The organism is Paraburkholderia sp. BR10882 (genome assembly GCF_040948855.1).
GTDB classification, from domain to species: Bacteria; Pseudomonadota; Gammaproteobacteria; order Burkholderiales; family Burkholderiaceae; genus Paraburkholderia; species Paraburkholderia nodosa_A.
The window spans coordinates 1-20,202 of record NZ_JBFPKP010000043.1 but is presented as its reverse complement, the minus strand read 5'-3'; the positions used below and the strand labels follow the sequence as shown (position 1 = coordinate 20,202).

8 protein-coding genes and 7 pseudogenes are annotated in these 20,202 nt (G+C 56.8%); 8 read left to right on the top strand and 7 right to left on the bottom strand.

Features of this window, described 5'->3' with window-relative positions:
* Window positions 1-840: 840 nt before the first annotated feature.
* A pseudogene (locus AB3X99_RS40595) lies at window positions 841-1,091 on the top strand (transposase); the annotation flags it as partial.
* 17 nt (window positions 1,092-1,108) lie between these two features.
* On the opposite strand, the pseudogene AB3X99_RS40590 reads toward AB3X99_RS40595, so the two are convergent.
* A pseudogene (locus AB3X99_RS40590) lies at window positions 1,109-1,675 on the bottom strand (IS5 family transposase); the annotation flags it as partial.
* 997 nt (window positions 1,676-2,672) lie between these two features.
* Between AB3X99_RS40590 and AB3X99_RS40585 the strand changes: the two are divergent.
* Window positions 2,673-3,431 carry a 4'-phosphopantetheinyl transferase superfamily protein gene (locus tag AB3X99_RS40585; RefSeq protein ID WP_069269356.1) on the top strand — a complete coding sequence of 253 codons (759 nt, stop codon included), beginning with the start codon at window positions 2,673-2,675 and terminating at the stop codon, window positions 3,429-3,431.
* Here the strand turns inward: AB3X99_RS40585 and AB3X99_RS40580 are convergent.
* Window positions 3,380-3,817: pseudogene (locus tag AB3X99_RS40580) on the bottom strand (IS4 family transposase); the annotation flags it as partial. The gene AB3X99_RS40585 and the pseudogene AB3X99_RS40580 overlap by 52 nt on opposite strands.
* A 370-nt stretch (window positions 3,818-4,187) precedes the next feature.
* Between AB3X99_RS40580 and AB3X99_RS40575 the strand changes: the two are divergent.
* Window positions 4,188-4,731, top strand: a pseudogene (locus AB3X99_RS40575) (IS5/IS1182 family transposase); the annotation flags it as partial.
* A 632-nt stretch (window positions 4,732-5,363) separates the two neighbouring features.
* Here the strand turns inward: AB3X99_RS40575 and AB3X99_RS40570 are convergent.
* Window positions 5,364-5,777, bottom strand: a pseudogene (locus AB3X99_RS40570) (IS110 family transposase); the annotation flags it as partial.
* A 285-nt stretch (window positions 5,778-6,062) separates the two neighbouring features.
* Window positions 6,063-6,286 (bottom strand): annotated as a pseudogene (locus AB3X99_RS40565) (IS110 family transposase); the annotation flags it as partial.
* Between the two features lie 1,427 nt (window positions 6,287-7,713).
* Here AB3X99_RS40565 and AB3X99_RS40560 point away from each other — a divergent pair.
* A complete protein-coding gene (locus AB3X99_RS40560; RefSeq protein ID WP_368662028.1) occupies window positions 7,714-14,223 on the top strand; it encodes an amino acid adenylation domain-containing protein in 6,510 nt (2,169 codons plus the stop codon).
* Window positions 14,220-15,581 (top strand): MATE family efflux transporter, encoded by a 1,362-nt coding sequence (locus AB3X99_RS40555; RefSeq protein WP_368662027.1) that lies wholly within the window; start codon window positions 14,220-14,222, stop codon window positions 15,579-15,581. The genes AB3X99_RS40560 and AB3X99_RS40555 overlap by 4 nt, the downstream gene beginning before the upstream one ends.
* Before the next feature lie 49 nt (window positions 15,582-15,630).
* Here AB3X99_RS40555 and AB3X99_RS40550 read toward each other — a convergent pair whose 3' ends face one another.
* A complete protein-coding gene (locus AB3X99_RS40550; RefSeq protein ID WP_368662030.1) occupies window positions 15,631-15,879 on the bottom strand; it encodes an integrase core domain-containing protein in 249 nt (82 codons plus the stop codon).
* Window positions 15,880-15,930: 51 nt separating this feature from the next.
* Window positions 15,931-16,626: pseudogene (locus tag AB3X99_RS40545) on the bottom strand (IS6 family transposase).
* A 613-nt stretch (window positions 16,627-17,239) separates the two neighbouring features.
* Here AB3X99_RS40545 and AB3X99_RS40540 point away from each other — a divergent pair.
* The 3 genes from AB3X99_RS40540 to istB all read left to right on the top strand — a co-directional run bounded on the left by AB3X99_RS40540 (window position 17,240) and on the right by istB (window position 19,782).
* Complete coding sequence (locus AB3X99_RS40540) at window positions 17,240-17,485, top strand: ectoine synthase (protein WP_256095110.1); 246 nt, start codon at window positions 17,240-17,242, stop codon at window positions 17,483-17,485.
* Between the two features lie 495 nt (window positions 17,486-17,980).
* Window positions 17,981-18,997, top strand: coding sequence for an IS21 family transposase (gene istA, locus AB3X99_RS40535; protein WP_368662029.1), 1,017 nt, complete (start codon window positions 17,981-17,983; stop codon window positions 18,995-18,997).
* A complete protein-coding gene (gene istB, locus AB3X99_RS40530) occupies window positions 18,994-19,782 on the top strand; it encodes an IS21-like element ISRso19 family helper ATPase IstB (RefSeq protein WP_028215315.1) in 789 nt (262 codons plus the stop codon). The genes istA and istB overlap by 4 nt, the downstream gene beginning before the upstream one ends.
* 58 nt (window positions 19,783-19,840) lie before the next feature.
* Here istB and AB3X99_RS40525 read toward each other — a convergent pair.
* The coding region (locus AB3X99_RS40525) for a transposase (protein WP_368662026.1) at window positions 19,841-20,202 on the bottom strand (362 nt) is incomplete at its 5' end.

Sequence of the window (20,202 nt, the reverse complement as noted above, 5' to 3'; positions counted from 1 at the left end):
TCACCAGCCGCACCGCCTCCAGCTTGAATTCCAGGGTGTACCGCGCACGCTTCAATTGGCTCATCTTCGTTTCTCCTTGCTGCAGTTTAAACCTCAGCAAGGGATACGTTTTTCAGGGGCAAGCTCATGCATCGGGGCACGTCAGGAAAGTTTCCCTTTCCGGTGCGGATAGTCGGCAGCTGTGCCGCGAGTCGTAGTAAGCGACTATGAGGCATCTCACCTCAGCTACAAAATCGATTGTTTGGATAACACTGATTCGCATCGCAAATGAGTTCGCGAACGACATGTATGGCGATGGCTCGCCAAATCCAGTGGGGAAATCCAATTGCGACAAGAACAGCAACATCGAAAGTTGCAGCTGATTGCGGGTTTTTCAGAAGGGGCGGAATTTGTCTGCGTGCCCCGTCGGGAAAGGTTCGCGGGGTTGGCGAGGGTAGACGGGTTAAAGGCAAGGCTTTGGGGATACGAGAACGGCTGCTAACCATTGCCGACAGGCGATTCGCACGATATTGACCGTTGAGAAGTTCGAGCAATTTATCTTGCCGCATCCGAGCCGTGGCCGGCGCGGACCGCCGCCGAATTCGATCTCACGAACCTGCGCCTCAAAGATATCAGTGCTCCCGCTATTTGGAAGGCAGTCCTGTCAACTCGATGAGGTGGCGGCGAATACGCCGTTTCTCGCTCGAATTGAAATTTGCACCAGATCTCAAAAATCCGTCCTTCGCTTTCTGATTAGCCGGCCCGCAGGCCAGAAACTCGTCTCATTTCGCTAATCTTACTGGGTCATAAAATCCCTTTGCGTCAACGAGATACTTGGTAATACACACTCCGGAATTCGCGATGGGAGAAGATATCGATGAATTTGACACGTATCTGAATTATCTGGGGCAGGCATTAGGGGCACGCCGATCGTCATGCCGGCCTCAAGGGTTGCTGTTCGGGCTTGGCGTTGCCGCTGTCGCGCAATAGCGTCGAGCCGATGGCCGCGCACATTGACCCACTTCACGCGAGTGCGACGCACCAGTCACTCCACCACTTTAGACTGGTCTGATCCTGCGGTCTTGCAGCGGGTACGCGAATGGGTGATGCCCGCTTAGATGCACACGCAAACGGGGATGAAGCCCAAATCGAGTGCCAGTTGCCTGCTTTCGCCGCCTTCGTACGCTTTATCCATCAACAGGTGCAGCGGTCAATTGGCCGGCCCGAGGCTCTTTAGCAATTCGCGTCCCTGCGGCGCGTCGCCTGCGTGGCCGGCAGACAACGCGAACGTTATGGCTGTTCGAGCATCCGCGGCAACCATATAAATCTTGGTAGTCCCTCAGCCTCGGGACTTTACGATTGCTTGAGGTCCGTTTTTTAACGCACCGGTGCCGTCAGGATGAACCTTTACCATAGTGCTATCCAGCGAAACCGCGTCGATCCTGATGCGAATGATCTGTGCACGCTGCAATTCCGTGAACACGCGACGCAGCACGCCACTTCTGGACCAGCGGTTCATCCGCGTGTAAATCGTATGCCATCTACCGAAGCGCTTCGGCAGTCCACGCCACTTGCAGCCGTGCTCGGCGACATAAAGATCGCATTGCACTTGGAGGTTCGTCAGACTGACTGTTGCCACACGTTGTCGTGGCAGACAATGCTCGATCCGTTGATATTGGGCTTCGGTGATTTCCATCGCCAGAGTGTACGATCAAACGACATTAGCGTGAACACGCCATAGGACCACTTCTCCACCGGGGCCACGTCACCATCCTTGCCTGTTCGCAGATCTTGCTCCGATACAGCTGCGCAAACTTCCGCAGCTGCGCAAGTTCTTTTCGAAATTTGAACCGAGCCTGATCGGCATCGAACACCGTCACGGTTCGCACTTCTGGGCTCTGGAATTTATCTCGCAGGGGGGCACACGGTTCGACTGCTGCCGACACAATATGTGAAACCCTTTGTGGTCGGCGGCAAGAACGACGAGAATGATGCCTCCGCCATCTGTGCAGCTGTGCCACACCCGGCATTGATCCAGCACCGATCAAGTGCCGAACAGCAACCATTGCAGTCGGCTCATCGCATGAGTGAGCGGGCCGTTTGCGAGCGAACCGTGAAGTCAAATCAGATACATAGCATGTTTGCATGCAGAAGAGGGGTTCATCTTCCGGACGGCCCTTGTCCAGCTTCGGTAGGACTTCAATGGTTCAATGGACTGGGAGTCGGTGCCGTCGCAGACGGCTCTCGTGCAAACCTCCTTTGATCGCTATCCGGCGCTTTCGTGCTCGCGGATCAATTCCGCCACTAGGCGAACGAAATATCGGATGCGTCGCGGCGCTTCGCGCGGGGTTGGCGAAGGTTTCGCAACAACGGAAGGCTGCGCCTTGTGCGTAGTGCTGTACTGTCTTTCCAACGGCCTTTCAATGGGTGACAATGCCGGGCGTGCAATGTCGAATAGAGGAGCGCGAGCACGGCGTCGTCAATCGCTGGTGTGTCATGTTCATGGCGTTCATCTCGGTATCGTTTAGACGCGTGCGCAAAACCGTTCGAGACGTGACAGAATTTCATCGGCCGACTTGCTCCAGACGAGCGCACGTGATCTGCAACCTGTTTCAGGAACTTGAGCACCTCTGTTCCTCGCGCGGCATAATCGCACAGCAACTGCCTGTTACCGTCACTAACGGAGTGAATTGATGATCGTCCCTGCAACGTCGGCTTTCAATGTGCACGAGCTCGCTCCGCCGCGTGCCTCCGCAGCAAATATTGAAATATTTTGCATCAGCTTCGATTTTCGCGTCATGCTCGACTGTCCCGCATTCGCTCCGCTCTCGGACGATGAGCGTGCGAAGGTCGCGCGCTTCCGACGCCGCGACGATGCGCTGCGTTGTGCGGTGACGCGCGTCGTACTGCGTCAGTTGCTCGCGGAACGAACAGATTCGGAGGCCAGTGAATTGCGTTTCGAGCGAGACACCGGCGGACGGCCGCGTCTCGATAAGTCGATGCAAAGCGGGTTCGGTGGGCAACTCGACTTTAACGTTTCGCATTCGGAGCAGTATGCTCTGATCGCAATTGGCCGGCGACGGAGGGTTGGTGTCGATATCGAATTTGCGCGCAAAGACATCAATTGGAGGAAGCTCGCATCAGCGGTATTTGCGCCGCGCGACGAGGCACAAGTGACCGCTTTGCCGATGTACAGGCGAACCGACGCGTTTTATGACGTATGGACGGCAAAGGAAGCGGTGTTGAAGGCACTTGGCGTCGGCATCGGAGGGGGCATGACATGGTTTTCTGTACTTGGCGACAGGCAGCACGAACCAAGCATCCTAGTTAGCGAGGAGAGCGTATGCAATCGCGACTTGATTGCGAGACTCGACGCAGTTTGGCTTCGTGCCCTGAGCGGTTATGCCGCATGTGTCGCGTGGTCGCGCGATGCGGATTCGTGGGATGCGTAGTTCGCAATGCAGGTTAAGCGCATCTCGTTAACAGAAGTTTTGTACCCTTCGCGCAGGATCTGGATAGTGACCACCGCGTCCATCACGCTGCATGCCAATCCACAGTGTCTTCGCGCCGGGTTCACCGTCGCCCTTGCGCCCGAGGTCTGTGAGAGCTGCAACGTTTCAACCCGACATGCGTTCTTCAACACATTGAAGAACATCTCGATCTCCCGCCTCGCGCGGTACCAGTCGATCAGTTCGGTGAGTACATGTGCATCGGACACCTCGCGGTTGCTCAGCAGGCGCCAGACGACGGACTGCACACCGGTGGGCGCATCCACTTCACATGCCTCAACGCAGTTCAACTCGACGCCGCCGCGCCTAGGTAACGTCACGCGCTGTGCACGCAGCAACTTCTGCACTGTTGGCCATAGGCGCTCCGTTCAAATGAACGGAGTGAACCGAATTGGAAAGTTCGAGTTGCGCTTGCGCCCGTTGCCGCTGGCTTCTGCACGCCGCCTGCAGGGTGGCTCCTTCGCCGCCCATGCAGTGGCTCGATTAGGCCGCCCCCGAATTGGCTCTATAACGCCGCCCGCTGTGGACATTGCCAAAAAACATCTTTCAGGTGCACTGGGTCGACCCGGATTCCGGTGAGATCGTCACTCCCAATGGTGTGAGTTTCATAACATCCTCCGATTGATGTTCGGTTACCGTCGCAAAAATCCACCATGCTTTGTAGCTTTGACGGTAGATGGGAGGTTTGAGTGCAAGCTCAAAGTTGTGGCGATCGCCGGGAAGAAGTGCCTGCTCTCGGGCGGGCACTTCAGTGTGGACGGAACGCTGATCCAGGCGTGGGCGGGGCACAAGAGCTTTGTGCCCAAGGACAGTGACGATCAGGACAGCGAAGGTGGTGGTACGGGCGACTCCAAGGGCGAGAAGCGTAGCAACGAGACGCATGAGTCCAGGACCGCATCCCGGTGCGCGGCTCTATCGCAAAGGCAAAACGGCCAGCGAATTGCGTTACATGGGCCACACTCTAACCGACAATCGGCATGGCCTGGTGGTCAACGCACGCGTGACGCGCGCTGACGGGCATGCCGAGCGTGAAGCAGCCAAAGGTCATAATCAACGACGCACGGCAAGCGGCAGGAGACGCGAGTGCAGAAATCACGCTAGGTGCAGATAAGGGTTACGACGCACAGGAGGGCTTCGGGTGGGCCAAAACCGTGGTGCGCAGCTTGAAGAAGGTGGACCAGATGTTCGTGTTGAACATTACAATCTCGTGCGCCTGCGTTCATTGGCACAGGTACGCCCATAGTGGCGAAAAAAAGCGTCAATATGGCCAGCAATTGGCCTCAACCCGCCGAACCAGCATGAGCTTTGCGTTGAAATTTCACAATGCGACGGAACGCGCAGCGAGAGCCGCGTAATCGCAGAAAGCCTGCTTCTAACGGGAGGTACTTCAGCAGCCTGCTAGGCTAGAGCGGTAGCCGAATTGGCGAACATCGAACCACTATCAGCGAAATTGATGGCATTTGGTTTGACAAACGTTTCTTTGCCGATTAGCAATCGTAATTGCCCGATTAACTGAGTTAGCTGCTGTTGCTCTATTAATTGTGTGCCTGTGCGAAACGTTGGTTAGGAGTTTTGTGCAGGGTTTCTCCGGTAATTCTCCAATGTGTATTCCACCCCGATACCCTTTTTGTTTGGGTTTCGGGGCGATTTTTTATGCAACGTGTTTCCAGCTTTTTCCTATTTTTTATTGGCGTTGTTGCATAAATCTAGCTGCGCATGCTGACGTTTACGCGCAACAGCGTCCGGGAGGGGCTCTGTTAACAGTTCGGTTTCCTGCGTACATTCTCAATTTATGCCGAGAAGATGCGGAAGGACACGACCAGCAAGCAATCGAGTTCCAAAGCCAGTACCGCGTCAAAAACTGGGCGCAGTACAACGCAGGCAGTTCATCTGCATGGTGCGGAACTTGATCTTCTGTTGCGGTATCCGGTGCAGAGCATTACGGCTTGCTGGGCTTCGGTCTTGACTGCCACAGATTTCCCCAGCATCTGCGTCGCCATCCAGATGGCACGGGCGTCTGCAGCATCGTTTTTATTGCGAATGTTGAAAACCTTGGCAAATTTCGCCGGTATCAGCTTCACCTGATGTCCCATTTCAATCAGTCGTCCGGCCCAATGCTGGGCGCCGCCGCATGCTTCATGCCGACTAGTCAAGGAGCACGATTCGCGAAGTGCTCCAGAAATGCGGCTCGCTTGATTGGCTGTTGATGATCTCCCCGGTATCCGGATCCATCCAATGCAACTGCATGACGTTCTTTGCGATGTCAGGACCGACTATCCCATAGTTCATTGTGGATCCTCCGGTTAGCCTTGGGAAATCGTCATGATCTCCCACTTGGGCACTTGATGCCGTCGGCCCGCGAGGATCCACTGTCCTGCATTTCCTCACCGGCCGTGGTGGGGGGGCGTTCGTTCCATTCCGTCTCATGAGCCTGCCGCGTTCTTAAAACGCAAGTCGGGGACTGCCCGTTGCGAAGTGGAAGCGCGGATTGCTCGAATACCGGGCTACGCCGACTTCAGGAAACTCCCTTCATGAATCAGTTCATCGATCATCAATACCGACCCGTCATCAGTCTCATATGGACTGCACGCTACGCGGCAATGCAAGCGCCATCGCGAGTCGGGCAATGTCCCAGTGAAACCGGCTAATTCGCGCGCAACGGCAACGTCCGCAATGTTGGCGTTCTTGCGTGGGGTTACGAGCTTGCGATATCGCCGGCACAGTCGCAACTGCGCATCCCACGCCCGATCGATAATCGCTTTGGGCAGCCCTTCGTGTCGCTGCTGAATCTCGGGTGCCGAATTCGATTGGGACGTGCACTAGCCGGCCTATCTGGCTGCAGGTCGCGCTCATGAGAAAGGCGAGCCGGCCAAGGCGCTGGTGGTCGACCGCAAGTTCTTCAATGAGACCGAGTTGGCCCTGATTACTGTAATGATCTCGTCAGTAAGTTCGTCGCTTTGATCGGCCTTCCTCGCGGTAATCCGTGGTGTTGCACATCAAACATTGTCGGACATGCAACACAGGCAAACCGACAAACGATTCTTGGCGCAAGATCCCGCAAGCGTTTTGGAGGGTGAATGCCCATCAATCATCCCGATCAGCAATGTGTTGTGAGATATCTATCCGGTGTGTCGTGGCGTTGGCTCAACTATTGCATCTGCTGTCGCGGGGAAATTAAAGCGGAAGGTAACGAAGCGTGAACACGAAACCAAAGCCTCACGAGCCACAGACAAGATCTTCAAAAAATGACAGTCGACATGTTATGTTATTGCGGCGTCCACTCAAGGTGCCGCGCTACGCGTTACTAAGGAAACGGCGCTCTGGATCATCAGTTCCATTCCGTTCCCTGACCGGGAAGTTTCTTCCTGCGTTGCTGTGCAGTCCGACGAACGATATATCTCACAAAGAAAGTTAACAAGGGCTCTGCCAGAATGAAGCTGTGCGGCGAAGTGAGCAGCATGTGAGCACCGACATCGACGCGACGGTCAGGACGACCTAATCGAGCAGAGCCATCGCACCTTCTAATCCACTAAATGACTGTTGAATACTTCTGAACTTATGCTACTGGAGCGTCGGGTGTCGAAGCGCACATGTTTCAATTATTCACGCGCTTTACTGTAGTTTTTATATTGCAACAAAGTTCGAAACCTGTATGAAGTGAATTCCTTACTACGACTCATTGCATAGTCCTCTTCTTGAACTGACATCGCTTGCTCGAGCTAAGGTCGTGATTGTGATTGAGGACGGTTACTTTAACGATGAACAGATCACGCACTGTGCGGTTTTCCCACGGTTGGTCGCTTGTTGCCGATGATCCGAAAGCCTTCATCGCGAGCGCGACCCTACTTTTTGACAGTAAGCGCTGCGTGACCGTTTCGGAAGCGTGCCAGGAACTCGCTCTCTGAGGATTGGGGAGAACTGCGGGGCTGGCGCAAGATATAGCGCCGTTACGCGATGCGGGCACTCGGTGGGTTCGGTCTCGCATCGTCATAGCAATGTGCGATCGGAAGGCGATCTATGCGCCATCGAGTTGTAACGTTGCTCGCGCCAGCCGCATCTTTCGCGGTTATCGGTACTGATTCTAATCGTAACCAGTTATCCAATCCAAACGCAATGAGCCATTCGACGATCATTCCACGGATACTTTTGCGGTCGTCCGCCGAGACAGCTGGTTTTAGTATAGGGCCGGTTACTTCAAGCATTTAATAGAGTGAGTGAGATTGAAATGAAAACACCATTGGCAGTGGACTACTTTTGTGATGCGGCACGGCTTTATCCGCACCATATAGCAGCGAGGCATGGCAGCGAGTCGGTGACGTATCGGGAGCTTGATGAGCAGTCTAATCGCATCGCAACGGCGCTGACCGAGCGCTGTGGCCGCGAGGCGCCCGTCATCGGCGTGCTGATGGAGCGAGGAACTGATTTATTGGCTGCGATGCTTGCCATTTTTAAGATTCGCGGTACCTATATGCCGCTTGATCGCCAGTATCCAGCGGAACGTTTGGATTACATGCTGGAGAAGAGTAAATGCTGCCTGCTGGTGACCGACCATAACTGCTACGAACAGGCGGCGTATTTGGAGGCAGCCAAACCGGAACTAGTGCTTCTTGATATTGAGGAAGCGCAAGCATCGAGCGTAGCCTTTGTCGGGCCCAGAGGCAAAGGCAGTGATCTTGCCTACGTCATTTTTACTTCGGGTACCACCGGTCAACCAAAGGGCGTAATGGTTGAACAGCGGAGCCTTGTCAATCATTTGCATGCTAAGGTCCGCGATCTGGCGATCAGTAAAACTGACCAGGTGGCGCAGACTGCATCGCACTGTTTTGACATTTCTCTGTGGCAATTTATGGCGGCGCTGCAAGTGGGGGCGTGCACGCGGATCATTAATAGAGACGTCGTATGCGATCCGTCGCGGCTGCTGCTTGAGCTGCGCGAATGCCAAGTATCGGTCATTCAATTTGTGCCGTCACAACTACGCTCGTTTGTGGCCGAAGTCGAATTGATCGAGGCACGCGCGCTGCCGGCGCTGCGCAGGATTTCCACCGTCGGGGAGGCATTGCCGCCCGACGTATGCCGACGCTGGCTGGCCATGTACCCGTCTATTCCCATCCTCAACCACTATGGACCGACTGAATGTGCCGACGGTGTCACGCATGCTTTGATTTCTAACTCTCCGGCGGAAGGTCAGGCATTTATGCCAATCGGGAAATCGATAGACAATCTGCAAATCTATGTGGTCAGGCCAGATGCAGCGGCGCTGACGCTTGTTGCGTCAGGTGACGTAGGCGAACTCTGTGTAGCCGGCGTTGGCCTTGCGCGTGGCTACATTAACGACGACGCGCGTACCGAGGAGGCTTTTGTGGTTAACCCTTTCAGCGATAAGCGCGGATATGATCGATTATACAAGACTGGCGATCTCGTGAGGATGCGTGAGGATGGCTTACTGGAGTGTCTCGGAAGAGCAGATCGTCAGGTTAAGCTGCGTGGCTATCGTATTGAGCTAAACGAGGTAGAAGGTTTGCTGGGGTTACATGCAGCAGTCGAGGCCGCGGCCGTAGTGGTGCATTACCCCGCTGACAATCGGGTGAAACTGACGGCAAGGGAAACACTAAATAGTCTGGGGGAAGCGGAAAGACTGCCGCGCCTCGTGGCCTTCGTCAAGCTTCGAGAGGAGGTTACACGGAGCGCTTTGCGCGAACACATGTCGCGTCAGTTGCCTGACTACATGCTGCCTGATCTTTTTTTCGAGATGGCGACATTACCATTAAACGCCAATGGCAAATTTGATTACAAAAAATTGCCTTCCCCGGAAAGTTTGCGTCCTTTGTCCGATGTGAAATATCTGGAGCCTGCTGACGGTCTTCAGGTTCGGTTGTGCAGGCTGCTAGCCGAGATACTGCATCTAGACCGGCTGGGACGAAACGACAACTTTTTGCTGATGGGCGGTGACTCGCTGCGCGCCATGCTTGCGATCAACCGTATTCGGAGCGAATTCGCCTGCGAAGTTTCAGTGGTTGACCTGTATCATTGCACAATAGATGAGTTGACCGAGCTCCTGGCCGAGAAAGAGGATGCGCATGAGTCGCTCCCCGCCATTGTCGGCAGTCGCCGTGATGAGGGCGGAGAGGCTCCGGCCAGCCACATTCAAAAACACTTATGGTTTTTGTGGAAGCTTGATCCAACAGCATCCAACTACACCCTGCAAACGGCGCTCGAATGCTGCGGAGAGCTTGATCGAGATCGCTTTAGTCGGGCTTGGGATGCGGTGGTGCAGTACTTCGACACACTGCGCATCCGATTCGTCGAAAAGAGCGGCAATCCATATTTGACCTTCGATTCACCGCCGAAGGGCAGTTTGCGCTTTATAGACCTTTGCGGCGACCATCGTGCCCCCAGGTTGGCTGAACTGAAGGCGAGCGAGTTTCATCCGTCCTTTGATCTCGCCGCGGGTGCACTGTATCGCGCACTACTAGTACGAGAGAGATCAGACCGGCATGTTGTCATCTTTACCACGCATGAAATCATTATGGACGCGTGGTCGCTTTCGGTGATGGTGCGCAAACTGCGTGAATTTTACAAGGCGGGAGTCAGCTCAGTGGACGGTCTCGAAGCCGAAATTTCGTTCGCGGATTTCGCGAAATGGGAGTCTGAGCAGTTTCGATCGGACTGCTGGGCGCGACAGCGCGCGTACTGGGCACAACAGCTGTCGGGTGAGTTGCCGGTGCTGACCCTGCCTTCCGATAAGCCTCGTCCGAGGCGGATGCATTACACCGGTAAGTCACACGCCATACAAATTCCGGCTCTCGCGGCGTCCAGACTTCGCGAACTCGCTGCGGACAATCGCACAACGCTTTTCAGCGTGTTACTGACGACGTTTTACGTTTTGTTGAGAGAGTACAGTGGACAGGACGATATCATCGTCGGCACTCCGAATGTAGTGCGCGAACAGTCAGGTACGGAAAACCTGCTGGGGTTCTTCCTAAACATGTTGCCGCTAAGGGCGAAGATAAATCCTGACAAGTCATTCATCGAAAATCTGGCCACGACGCAGCAAACTGTCATCGGTGCTGCCTTCAACAAGGCATATCCATTCAGTCGGATGTTGGAAGCAGTTGACGTGGTACGTGGAAGCAATTTTTCCCCCGTATTCCAGGCGATGTTCAACATGTATTCGGAGAAGGCAGAGCTGATTTCTGAGGGGCGGCAAGACGTGTCAATTGTCGCCCGAGAATTGGAAAACGGTTATACCAAGTACGATCTCACTCTTTACTGTCAGGAAGAGGGGGACGGCATCTATCTGCAGATGTCCTATTGCACCGAGCTGTTCTCCGACGAGCTCGTTTCCAGAATGCTGCTCAACCTGCAGCAAATTATTCAGGCGATCATTGCGGCGCCCGCAGCGCCGCTGGCAGAGCTGGATCTGCGGCACCCAGCTGAAAAGGCTTTTCTTAAGCGGTACAACGGAGGACGGCTGGCTTATACAGGCGCTAGTACGCTACGCGAAATGTTCGAAGTGCGTGCAAAAATGTCACCAGTGGATACTGCTTATTTCTGGGAGCGCGGCCGCATTTCGTACGCTGAGTTGGATGCAGCGGCCAACCGTTTTGCTAACAGACTTGCAGCCTCCGGTGTTGGTGCCGGCGACAGGGTGCTGCTTGGCATTGACCGCGGCATTAACGCGTTGATCGTTATTCTGGCTGCGATCAAGCTGCACGCAACCTACTCGGTGATCGGGGCAAATTATCCGGTAAGTCGCATACTTGAGATTGCCAAAGATGTCGCTCCCAATGCCTTCGTTGCCACGCCGTTGCAGCGGGAAGCATTTCGTGACAGAGGGCTGGTGCTACTGCCGTCGGAGGAAGTTGCATGCGGCAATGAGGAAACAGATGCCGCCCCTTCGCCATCTTGCTCGCATGAAGTGCTGCAGATCGTATACACATCTGGCTCTACGGGAAAACCGAAGGGCGTTGTAGTTTCCGCTACAGCATGCCTAAATCGTTTGCACTGGATGTGGGGGCAATTCCCATTTCAGGCCGGCGATGTCTGCGTCGTGCAGAAGTCGGCGGCGCTGGTTGCCAGTCAATGGGAAATCTTCGGGCCACTCTTACAAGGCGTTCCTAGTTTGCTGCTGAGTCAGCAAGAACTGCAAGATCCATCCCTGCTGCTATTGCAGCTCGATCGTTACCGGGTAACGCGTCTGCTGTGCTCGCCACCGTTGATCACCGGCATTTTGACGGCACAATTGACAGACGGACGGTCGGTTTCAGATTTGCGGCTGGTCACCTCAAGCGCTGAGGCGTTGCCGCCAGAGTTGGCTCGGCGCTTTCTCGAGGCGTTCCCACAGGCCCGTTTGTTCAACTTCTACGGATCCTCCGAGTGTAGTTCGAACGCCGCTTGGGGTGAGGTGTGCGAAGTGGGCGCTGATGAACGGACTGTCCCGATCGGTAAGCCGGTGGCCAATGTCGGCATAGCGGTCGTAGATGACAAGTTGTGGCCGGTGGTTCAAGGTGCGGTGGGGGAGATCCTGGTGACGGGTGACTGCCTGGCGAGTGGCTACCATGGCAGCAGGGAGTTGACGGCCGAGCGATTTGTTGATAATTCGGTGCCAGAGTTACAGCCTTTCGGAACTGTGGCTTATCGCACTGGCGATTTGGGGCGCCACCGTGACGACGGCCGCCTGGAGTTCCTCGGAAGGCGTGACAACCAAATCAAGATCCATGGCTTGCGCGTTGAACTGGATGAGATTTCTCACGTCTTGCGAAAATGTCCTGGGGTCGAGGAGGCCGCGGTGCATTTGCACCGCGCCGCGGATGGCGAGCCGCTGTTGACTGCTTACGTGGTGGGCACGGAGGCGAAGCTGCCGTCGACGGAGGATGGGTTCAGACAAATGCTCCGTCATTCGCTGTTGCCCCATACTATTCCCCGTTCATTTGTCCGCTTGCGGGCTTTGCCTAAGCTGCCGGGCGGTAAACTGGACCGTTCACGCTTGCCGTTGCCACGGCAAACCGCAGTGGGCGTATTCGCGCCGCTGGTCACCACGACCGAGAATGCACTGGCCGCGGTTTGGCAGGAAGTGCTTGGTATATCGACGATTAGTGCGGACGCGCATTTCTTCTCACTGGGTGGTACCTCTATGCTGAGCGTGCGCTGTGTGGCGCAGGCGGCCAAGATGGACATCCGCTTTTCGGTCAGCGAGTTGTACGATTATCCAGTGTTACGCGAACTGGCCGGGCTGGTCGATGCCCGCTCTGGCGAACTGGTGCACCATGATGGCCAAATCGGCGGTGGCGTGGAAGTAACGCCTACGATACGATTCATGAATCGGCGCATGGGTTTAGACGAGCATTTCAACATGTACGCGATCTGGCAAGACGATAGCTGCCGTTTGGATCCGGCCATATTGGAGTCCGCTATCGTCAGGTTGGCGAAAGACTACCCACTGTTGCGCACCAGGATCTCTCGAGATGACGATGATCTACGCTTCCATACCGGAGTCGGAGCGTTGCATCTGGAGCGAGTTGCATTGGGCTCGTACGCAGAGCTCGGTGATTGCACGCGAGAGGTATCTGGTATCGCTGAGAAAGCGCAATATGCATTCCGGTTCGATGGTCGTACCTGGATGTCGCGTTTCCAATTGATCGAGGCGGAGGTCGGTGGGCGGCCGCACAGTTGGATTTTTATCATAATTCATCATTTTCTAGTCGACGGCTATGGGTTCCGGCTGCTGCTGGACGAAGTAGAACGCTACTATCTGGCTATAGTGCATGGCCACGCGCCAGTTCCCGCATTCAGTGGCCGCGCGCAGTTGAATCGATGGGTGAAGGCGCTGCGCGAACATGTGAGCGGTTCGTTGGACAGCCACATTGCTTATTGGCGAAGCCGGCCATGGGAACTGCTGCGTGAGGATAGTGCTACAGTCCTCGAGGTTGAGCCAGTCGATAGTGGCGCTGATGCCAGCCGCCGCTTGTTCGAGATGCTCCATACTGGGCAGATGCACAGTGATGCTGCTTTCGAGGCCTTGTGTGCGCGCAAGGGGATTCGCTATCTGGACCTGGATGCGGAATCGACAAAGGTTCTGCTCGATCTGCATCCGGAACGGCACGGCTTTGACGCGTTCGACGTCATCCTGTGCGCCTTGGCGGAGGTGGCAGGACAGGGCAACCAGCGACGAGGGCTGTTTTTGGACAGCATGGACATGCTGCGCACGCCTATCCTGCCGGGTCAGGATCTGTCGACGGTTATGGGCTTTACCGCGGAGCTTGTCCCGCTGGCCATCGTTTGTGAGGGGCGACTCAGTGTGGCGGAACGTCTGAAAGTGGTGCGTCGTCAGCGCAATTCGGCGCGGATCCATGGCATTGGGCTACGGGCGGCTGCGTATCTGCTGCCGGACGATCAGGCGAAGGCACTCATGGATTTCGACTGGCCTCGTGTTGTCGTCAACTATCGCGCTGCGTTAGATAATCTTCGTACGCGCATGCTGCTCGGCCTTGCTCAACCGACGATCTGGACGGGTGATGGGATGGGGTCCAACCGTCATCACACGTTGCGGTTAGATATCGACAATGTGGACGGTAAACTTCGTATCCAGATGCATTGTGCGCTGCATTGCTTTTCCGCAGAGGAGGCGAACATGCTGGGACGTCAGTTGCTGCATTGTCTCGCGGCTTATGCCGGATGGCTCAGGGACAATAAGGAAGATGTGGACGCAGCAAGCGTGAAGCGAGCCATGGTATGAACACGCCAACAGTTGCGGCATCACGGATGCAGTCAATGGCCCATGATCGACTGTTGCCACTGATCCTGCGGCTGGCTCTTCCTTCCGTCATTGGAGTCACTGTCAGTGCCGCTTATCAGTTGCTCAACGCCTATTTCGTGGGACGGCTCGGAACAGCGGCACTCGCGGCGATGGCATTCTCGTTCCCGTTTGCAATGGGCATCACGGCAATAGGCCAGATCTTCGGTGCAGGGGCCGCCTCGTTGATTGCTCGAAGCTTGGGGCGCGCCGACGATCACTCTGCCAACGATTATGCCTCGCACGCGTTATGGTCTGCGATGGTAATTGCTGGCATTGCGGCAATCGCCGGCTGGCTGTTGGCTCCAAGTTTGCTGGCATGGCTAGGCGCTGGACCATCGACTTTGCCACTGGCGGTGGCCTATCTTCATTGGCTGCTGCTGGGCTATGTGGCAGTGGTATTCAATATGGTCTGTGGTTTCATCGTGAGAGCGGATGGCAATACCGTGCTCAGCATGACGACCCAAGTCTCATCCTTCGCAATGAACGCGGCGCTTGACCCGGTGATGATTTTCTGGTTGGGGCTGGGCATCGATGGGGCCGGTATCGCAACATTTCTGGCCCAGTTGTGCGGCTTAACCTTGTATTGGCGACATTTCGCGGGCAGGCACGGGGCCATCGTCTTATTGTGGCCATCGGTGGGACGCTGCTGGTGCCGGCTGGCGAGCATCGCCCGCATCGGCATTCCACCAGCGCTCAATACGCTGCTCGCGGTAGCGGCCATGTCCATGCTCAATGGGTTCGCTGCTCGCTACGGCGAGGCATCGGTGGCGGCGATAGGTTTGGCCAGCCGCTTGGCGATGCTGGCGGTACTTCCGCTGTATGGGCTGTGCATCGGGGCGCAGTCGGTTGTAGGGTTTAATGTCGGCGCAGGTAACTGGACACGGGTGGCGCAAGCGGTTCGGACTATGGTTGCCGTCGCGCTAACGTTCGCCGGAGTCTATGCCGGCTGGGTCGTGTGGCAAGCTAGGACCATCATCGGCTGGTTTACGCACGAGTCGGCGACGATAGAGATTGGTAGCCGCGCGATCTTACTGTTCCATTGTGCGTTGCCGGTGTTAGCGGTGCAACAGGTGTGTCTGCTTTTCATGCAGGCTAAGGGCGACGCAATCTGGGCAACGCTTGTAGCGGTACTGCGGCATGGCGTGTTTCTGATGCCCCTGATGGCCTTGCTGCAGCACGCTTACGGACATGACGGCCTGTTGTTCTCGGTAGCGGCTGCCGATATGACGGCGGGTCTTATCGCTATTGTTATTCTCTATAGTGAAATGCGGCAGATCGACAAGGCCTCCCATGTCTAACGACGTTTGACCTGTATCGGCCCGGTTTGTTTGGACACGGTTTTGGCACTCAGGCGGCCTGTTTAAAAATCCATGCGTGACGGGGTTCGAGGGGTGACATGAACCCCAGTTTTTCCAGCCGCCATTCTCGGTTGTAACGGTCTTTGAAGTCAACGACAGCGTCACGAACTTCATCAACATTCTTGAAGATACGCCGGTGAATCGCTTGTTCTTTCATGTTCCGATTGAACCGCTCAGCAACGCCATTGGTTTGCGGTTCGGCGACGAAGGCGTAGCTCGCTGCCCCAGAATGGCTCAGTCAGGTTGGCCGATGTAGTCTGTCTTTGTGGCGTACGAGTAGTTATCCTTATTAGATAACCCTGTCTCCGGCGGCAGTGACAGTCCAACCATGCCACGTCGCGAAACGTTTCTGGAGCGCGGTACGATGACATGCCGCGTTCATCTGGTGTCTGGGCAACGCGAAGTGCTGCCGGATCGCACCGAAGCTCGAAAGAAACGCCTGCGTGCGACGTGCATCGCGAAATCCGCACATCTGGCGCTCCCGCCTGCGGGCCGGCTGGTGGCCGTTCTCGGCACGGTTGTTCACGCATGCGGCCGCTTTGACGAAGACGTGCTTCACATGAGCAAGCTCAGCAATGTCCGACTTCGCCGCCGGATAGCTGCGCAGCCGGTCGGTCACGATCTTGCGCGGCACCGGGTTTGAACGCAGCACCCTGAGGAAGAAGCGCTTTGCCGATGCCTTGTCACGCCGCTTTTGCACAAGCACGTCCAGTTCTGCGCCATGCTCGTCGACCGCTCGCCACAACAGATACGGCTCGCCGCGCAGCCCGGCTTGCGCCGCGCGGCCTTGGCGCCCTGGGCGAATCTGGCGCCGAACTTCTCGCACCAGCAACGGATCGTCTCATGCGACCACAACACCACGCTCGAGCAGCAACTCCTAGACGTCGCGCAGGCTCAGGCTAAACCGGAAATGCCAGCGAACCGCGCAGTTGATGACGACGGCAGGGAACCGGTGGCCGTGATAAAGCGTTTTTGTCTTCTTCATTACGTCATTCTACCGCCCCCTTTCCATCAAACTGTCAGAGCCATATGGCGAGCTCTTCCATGCCGGCGCACAGCACAGCGAGGTTGTCTGAGCCTCTCGGGGAGATTGCACTTTTCCAGCGATCATCGCCATCGACCACCGCGGTCCTGTCTTGAGCTGTGTCTCGTTTAAGACATCGATGTCGCAAGTGTGACGGCAGGATGCCAGCTAGCACGGCGAGTGGCGCCTTGTTTTCTCAGCTGTGTTTTCAGAAAGTCGTTGGCACATCGGTTGCTTGATAGGGATACGTTGACCATAACAATCTAGCAACTCACTTCTAGGAGTTCAGATGAAACTTGCTCGATCGATCCTGATGCTGCCACGACCGCCGCGCGCGCATCGTGGCGAGGTCTCTCATCTCATGATTGGGTTATCAAGATGGGCGACGGCTCCCCGACGAGGTCTGGACGGTGCCGTATCAGGAATGGGGCGAATGGCAGTGGAGGACATGGGTTGGCAGGTTCTTGCCAGCCTGCCCCGTCCCAAAAGCCATACCTTGGCTTTCCGCTTCGGGAGCGCGCGGAAGCCACGCTTCTACGAATGACTTGCACCTGTATTCCTGCGATCAAACAATATGATTGTGCGTAGCCTGAACGATGCTGAAGCGACGGATCACTTCGTCGATTGGGGCAATGGTACTAGCCACCGCCTCCTGACGGCTAAGGACGGCATGGGCTTTAGCGTCTGCCACACCGTAGTGCGCGCTAACACGGTCTCGTTTTTGCAATACCGTAACCATCTCGAAGCTTCTACTGCATCGCCGGAGAGGGCGAGGTGTGAGCATGAGCACGCAAGTCGATGGGGATTCGGGGCGGTTTGAGCGACTTGCGTGATGTAGCCGAGGGGATCTCCCTCAGGCATCTTGCACAAACAACGCCCAAGGGAGAGTCTCGCGTTTTCCAAGACCCGAGACCTTTGCAGTGTGCCGCACGAGTGCCCGTAATCCTGACTTCTACCGCCTGCTGCTGCGGATCGATCAAGACTTCGCCGAGCAACCCCGCTCGCAGCACTGCCGCCGCTGCAGAGGCGTTCTGCACAGCGCCCGCTATCGCCGCAAACCACGCGGCCTTACCCGGCAAGCCCGCGCCGAGTGCGGCGATTTCCGCTACAGCTTCTGCTGCGCCGAGTGCCGCCGTCGCACCGTAAGCGTGGCATCAGCAACATCTTGACTGGAGGTCGTGATCTTCAGACTGCGGTGCGGATCTGACCGGCGACGACCCATGGTGCGAGTTCGTGTTAGCGCCGATGTAAAACTGACCCACCCGTCGAAGTAAACCTGACCCACCTGGGAGAGGATGGCGGCTTTTTGCCGCCGATGCTGACTCAGGAGCAAGCAGTGGAAATCAAGGTATTGGCAAGACGGGGAACGGCGGTGCGAGAGATAGCGCGTCAGACGGGCTTGTCGCGCAACACGGTGCGCCGCTATCTGCGCGACGGACAGGCGGGCCGTTACAAACAACGTGAGCCGCGCCCGACGAAGCTCGACCCGTTCAGGGACTATCTGCTCGAGCGTATCGCCGCTGCACGCCCGCACTGGATTCCGGCGACGGTCCTGCTGCGGGAGTTACAGGACGGTGGCTACGATGGCGGCATCAGCCAGCTCAAGGCGTTCCTGGCGCCGTACAAGCGCCATGAAGCCGAGCCGGTGGTGCGGTTTGAGACGCCGCCGGGCAAGCAGATGCAAGCTGACTTCACAGTCATCCGTCGTGGCCGCGCGCCACTGCTGGCGCTGGTCGCAACGCTCGGATACAGCCGGGCAAGCTTCGTGCGTTTCACCGCCGGCGAGGATGCTGCGACATTGTGCGAGTGCCTGAGCGAAGCGTTCGTCTACTTCGGCGGCACGCCCGAGCAGGTACTGTTCGATAACGCGAAGTCCGTGATTGTCGAGCGCGATGCATTCGGTGAAGGCGAGCATCGGTGGAACACGCAGTTGCTTGCGGTGGCCGAGACCTACGGCTTCACGCCGAAGGTCTGCCAACCCTATCGGGCAAAGACCAAGGGGAAGGTAGAACGCTTCAACCGCTATCTGAAGGAGAGCTTCGTGGTGCCGCTCGCGGCCACGCTCAAGCAGTCGGGACTGAAGCTGGATGTCGAAGCCGCCAATGCCCGTATCGGCCGGTGGCTCGCCGAAGTCGCCAACGTTCGCGTGCACGCCACCACGCGCGAGCGACCGACCGCGAGGCTGACACTCGAGCAGGCAGCACTGCTGCCGTTGCCAACGCCAACGTCGGCGCCAGGACCTGCGCCCTCAAAGCTGCGCCGGGTGTTGCCGCGAGAGAGCCTTCAGCATCCTCTGGCGGTGTATGACGCGTTGCTGGAGGTCGCCGCATGAATCTCCAGCACGAACGGATTGCCAGTCTGTGCGCCCAACTGAAGCTCGACCGTATCGCCAGCGACTGGGGAGCGCTCGCCCAGCACACGGCAACGACCGACGCGAACCTGGCCGACTTCCTCGAGCAACTGCTGCAGTCGGAACTTGGTGCGCGCGAGGAGCGCAAGCGTCAGACGCTCACGAAGCTCGCCTCACTGCCCGGTATCAAGACACTGGAGCAATACGACTTCGGCTTCGCCAGCGGTGCACCACGGGCGCAGATACAGGAGTTGGGGAGCCTGGCGTTCATCGAGCGTGCCGAGAACGTCGTGTTGCTCGGTCCGTCCGGGGTCGGCAAGACGCACATCGCGAGCGCTCTGGCCTATCGGGCAACGCAGGCGGGCATCAAGACGCGCTTCATCACAGCTGCGGACCTGATGATGCAGTTGGCGACGGCGCGCCAACAGAACCGTTTGCGTGAGTTCTTCAATCGGGCGGTCATCGGGCCAAGGCTGCTCGTCATCGACGAAATCGGCTATCTGCCGTTCGGGCGTGAGGAGGCGAACCTGTTCTTCAATGTCGTCGCCAAACGTTATGAACGCGGCTCCATCGTCTTGACGAGCAACCTGCCGTTCACGCAGTGGGCCACGGCGTTTGCTGACGACCAGACGCTCACGGCCGCCATGCTCGACCGGCTCTTGCATCACGCCCATATCGTGCAAATCAGTGGCGAAAGCTACCGGCTGAAGGACAAGCGAAAAGCAGGACAAACGGGAACGCGGGCAACAGCCAAAGCAGCCGCGTGACACAGGACCCGGGTGGGTCAGATTTACTTCGGCGAATCGTCGAAAGGTGGGTCAGAATTCAATCGGCGTTGACAAGTTCGTCGATGCGGTTGATTGCATGGTCGGCGATGCGTGCGAGCACGTAACGCAGATATGCTTCAGGATCGATGCCGTTGAGTTTTGCGCTGCCAACGAGGCTGTAGATTGCGGCGGCACGCTCGCCGCCGGAGTCTGCACCGGCAAACAGATAGTTGCGGCGACCGATGGCTACTCCGCGCAGCGCGCGTTCGACGGGTAGATTGTCGATCTCCAATTGCCCGTCATCGCAATAGCGTGTGAGCGCTTCCCACCGGTTCAGCGCATAGAGGATCGCCCGACTCGTGTCCGATTTGCGCGAGAGCGCCTCCAGCGTCGTTGTGAGCCACGCATGGAATTGATCGA

Excerpts from the sequence above, each read along its gene's own strand:
- AB3X99_RS40585 (WP_069269356.1), top strand. The coding sequence starts at position 2,673 with ATGATCGTCCCTGCAACGTCGGCTTTCAATGTGCACGAGCTCGCTCCG.
- AB3X99_RS40560 (WP_368662028.1), top strand. The coding sequence starts at position 7,714 with ATGAAAACACCATTGGCAGTGGACTACTTTTGTGATGCGGCACGGCTT.
- AB3X99_RS40555 (WP_368662027.1), top strand. The coding sequence starts at position 14,220 with ATGAACACGCCAACAGTTGCGGCATCACGGATGCAGTCAATGGCCCAT.
- AB3X99_RS40540 (WP_256095110.1), top strand. The coding sequence starts at position 17,240 with ATGATTGTGCGTAGCCTGAACGATGCTGAAGCGACGGATCACTTCGTC.
- istA (WP_368662029.1), top strand. The coding sequence starts at position 17,981 with ATGCTGACTCAGGAGCAAGCAGTGGAAATCAAGGTATTGGCAAGACGG.
- istB (WP_028215315.1), top strand. The coding sequence starts at position 18,994 with ATGAATCTCCAGCACGAACGGATTGCCAGTCTGTGCGCCCAACTGAAG.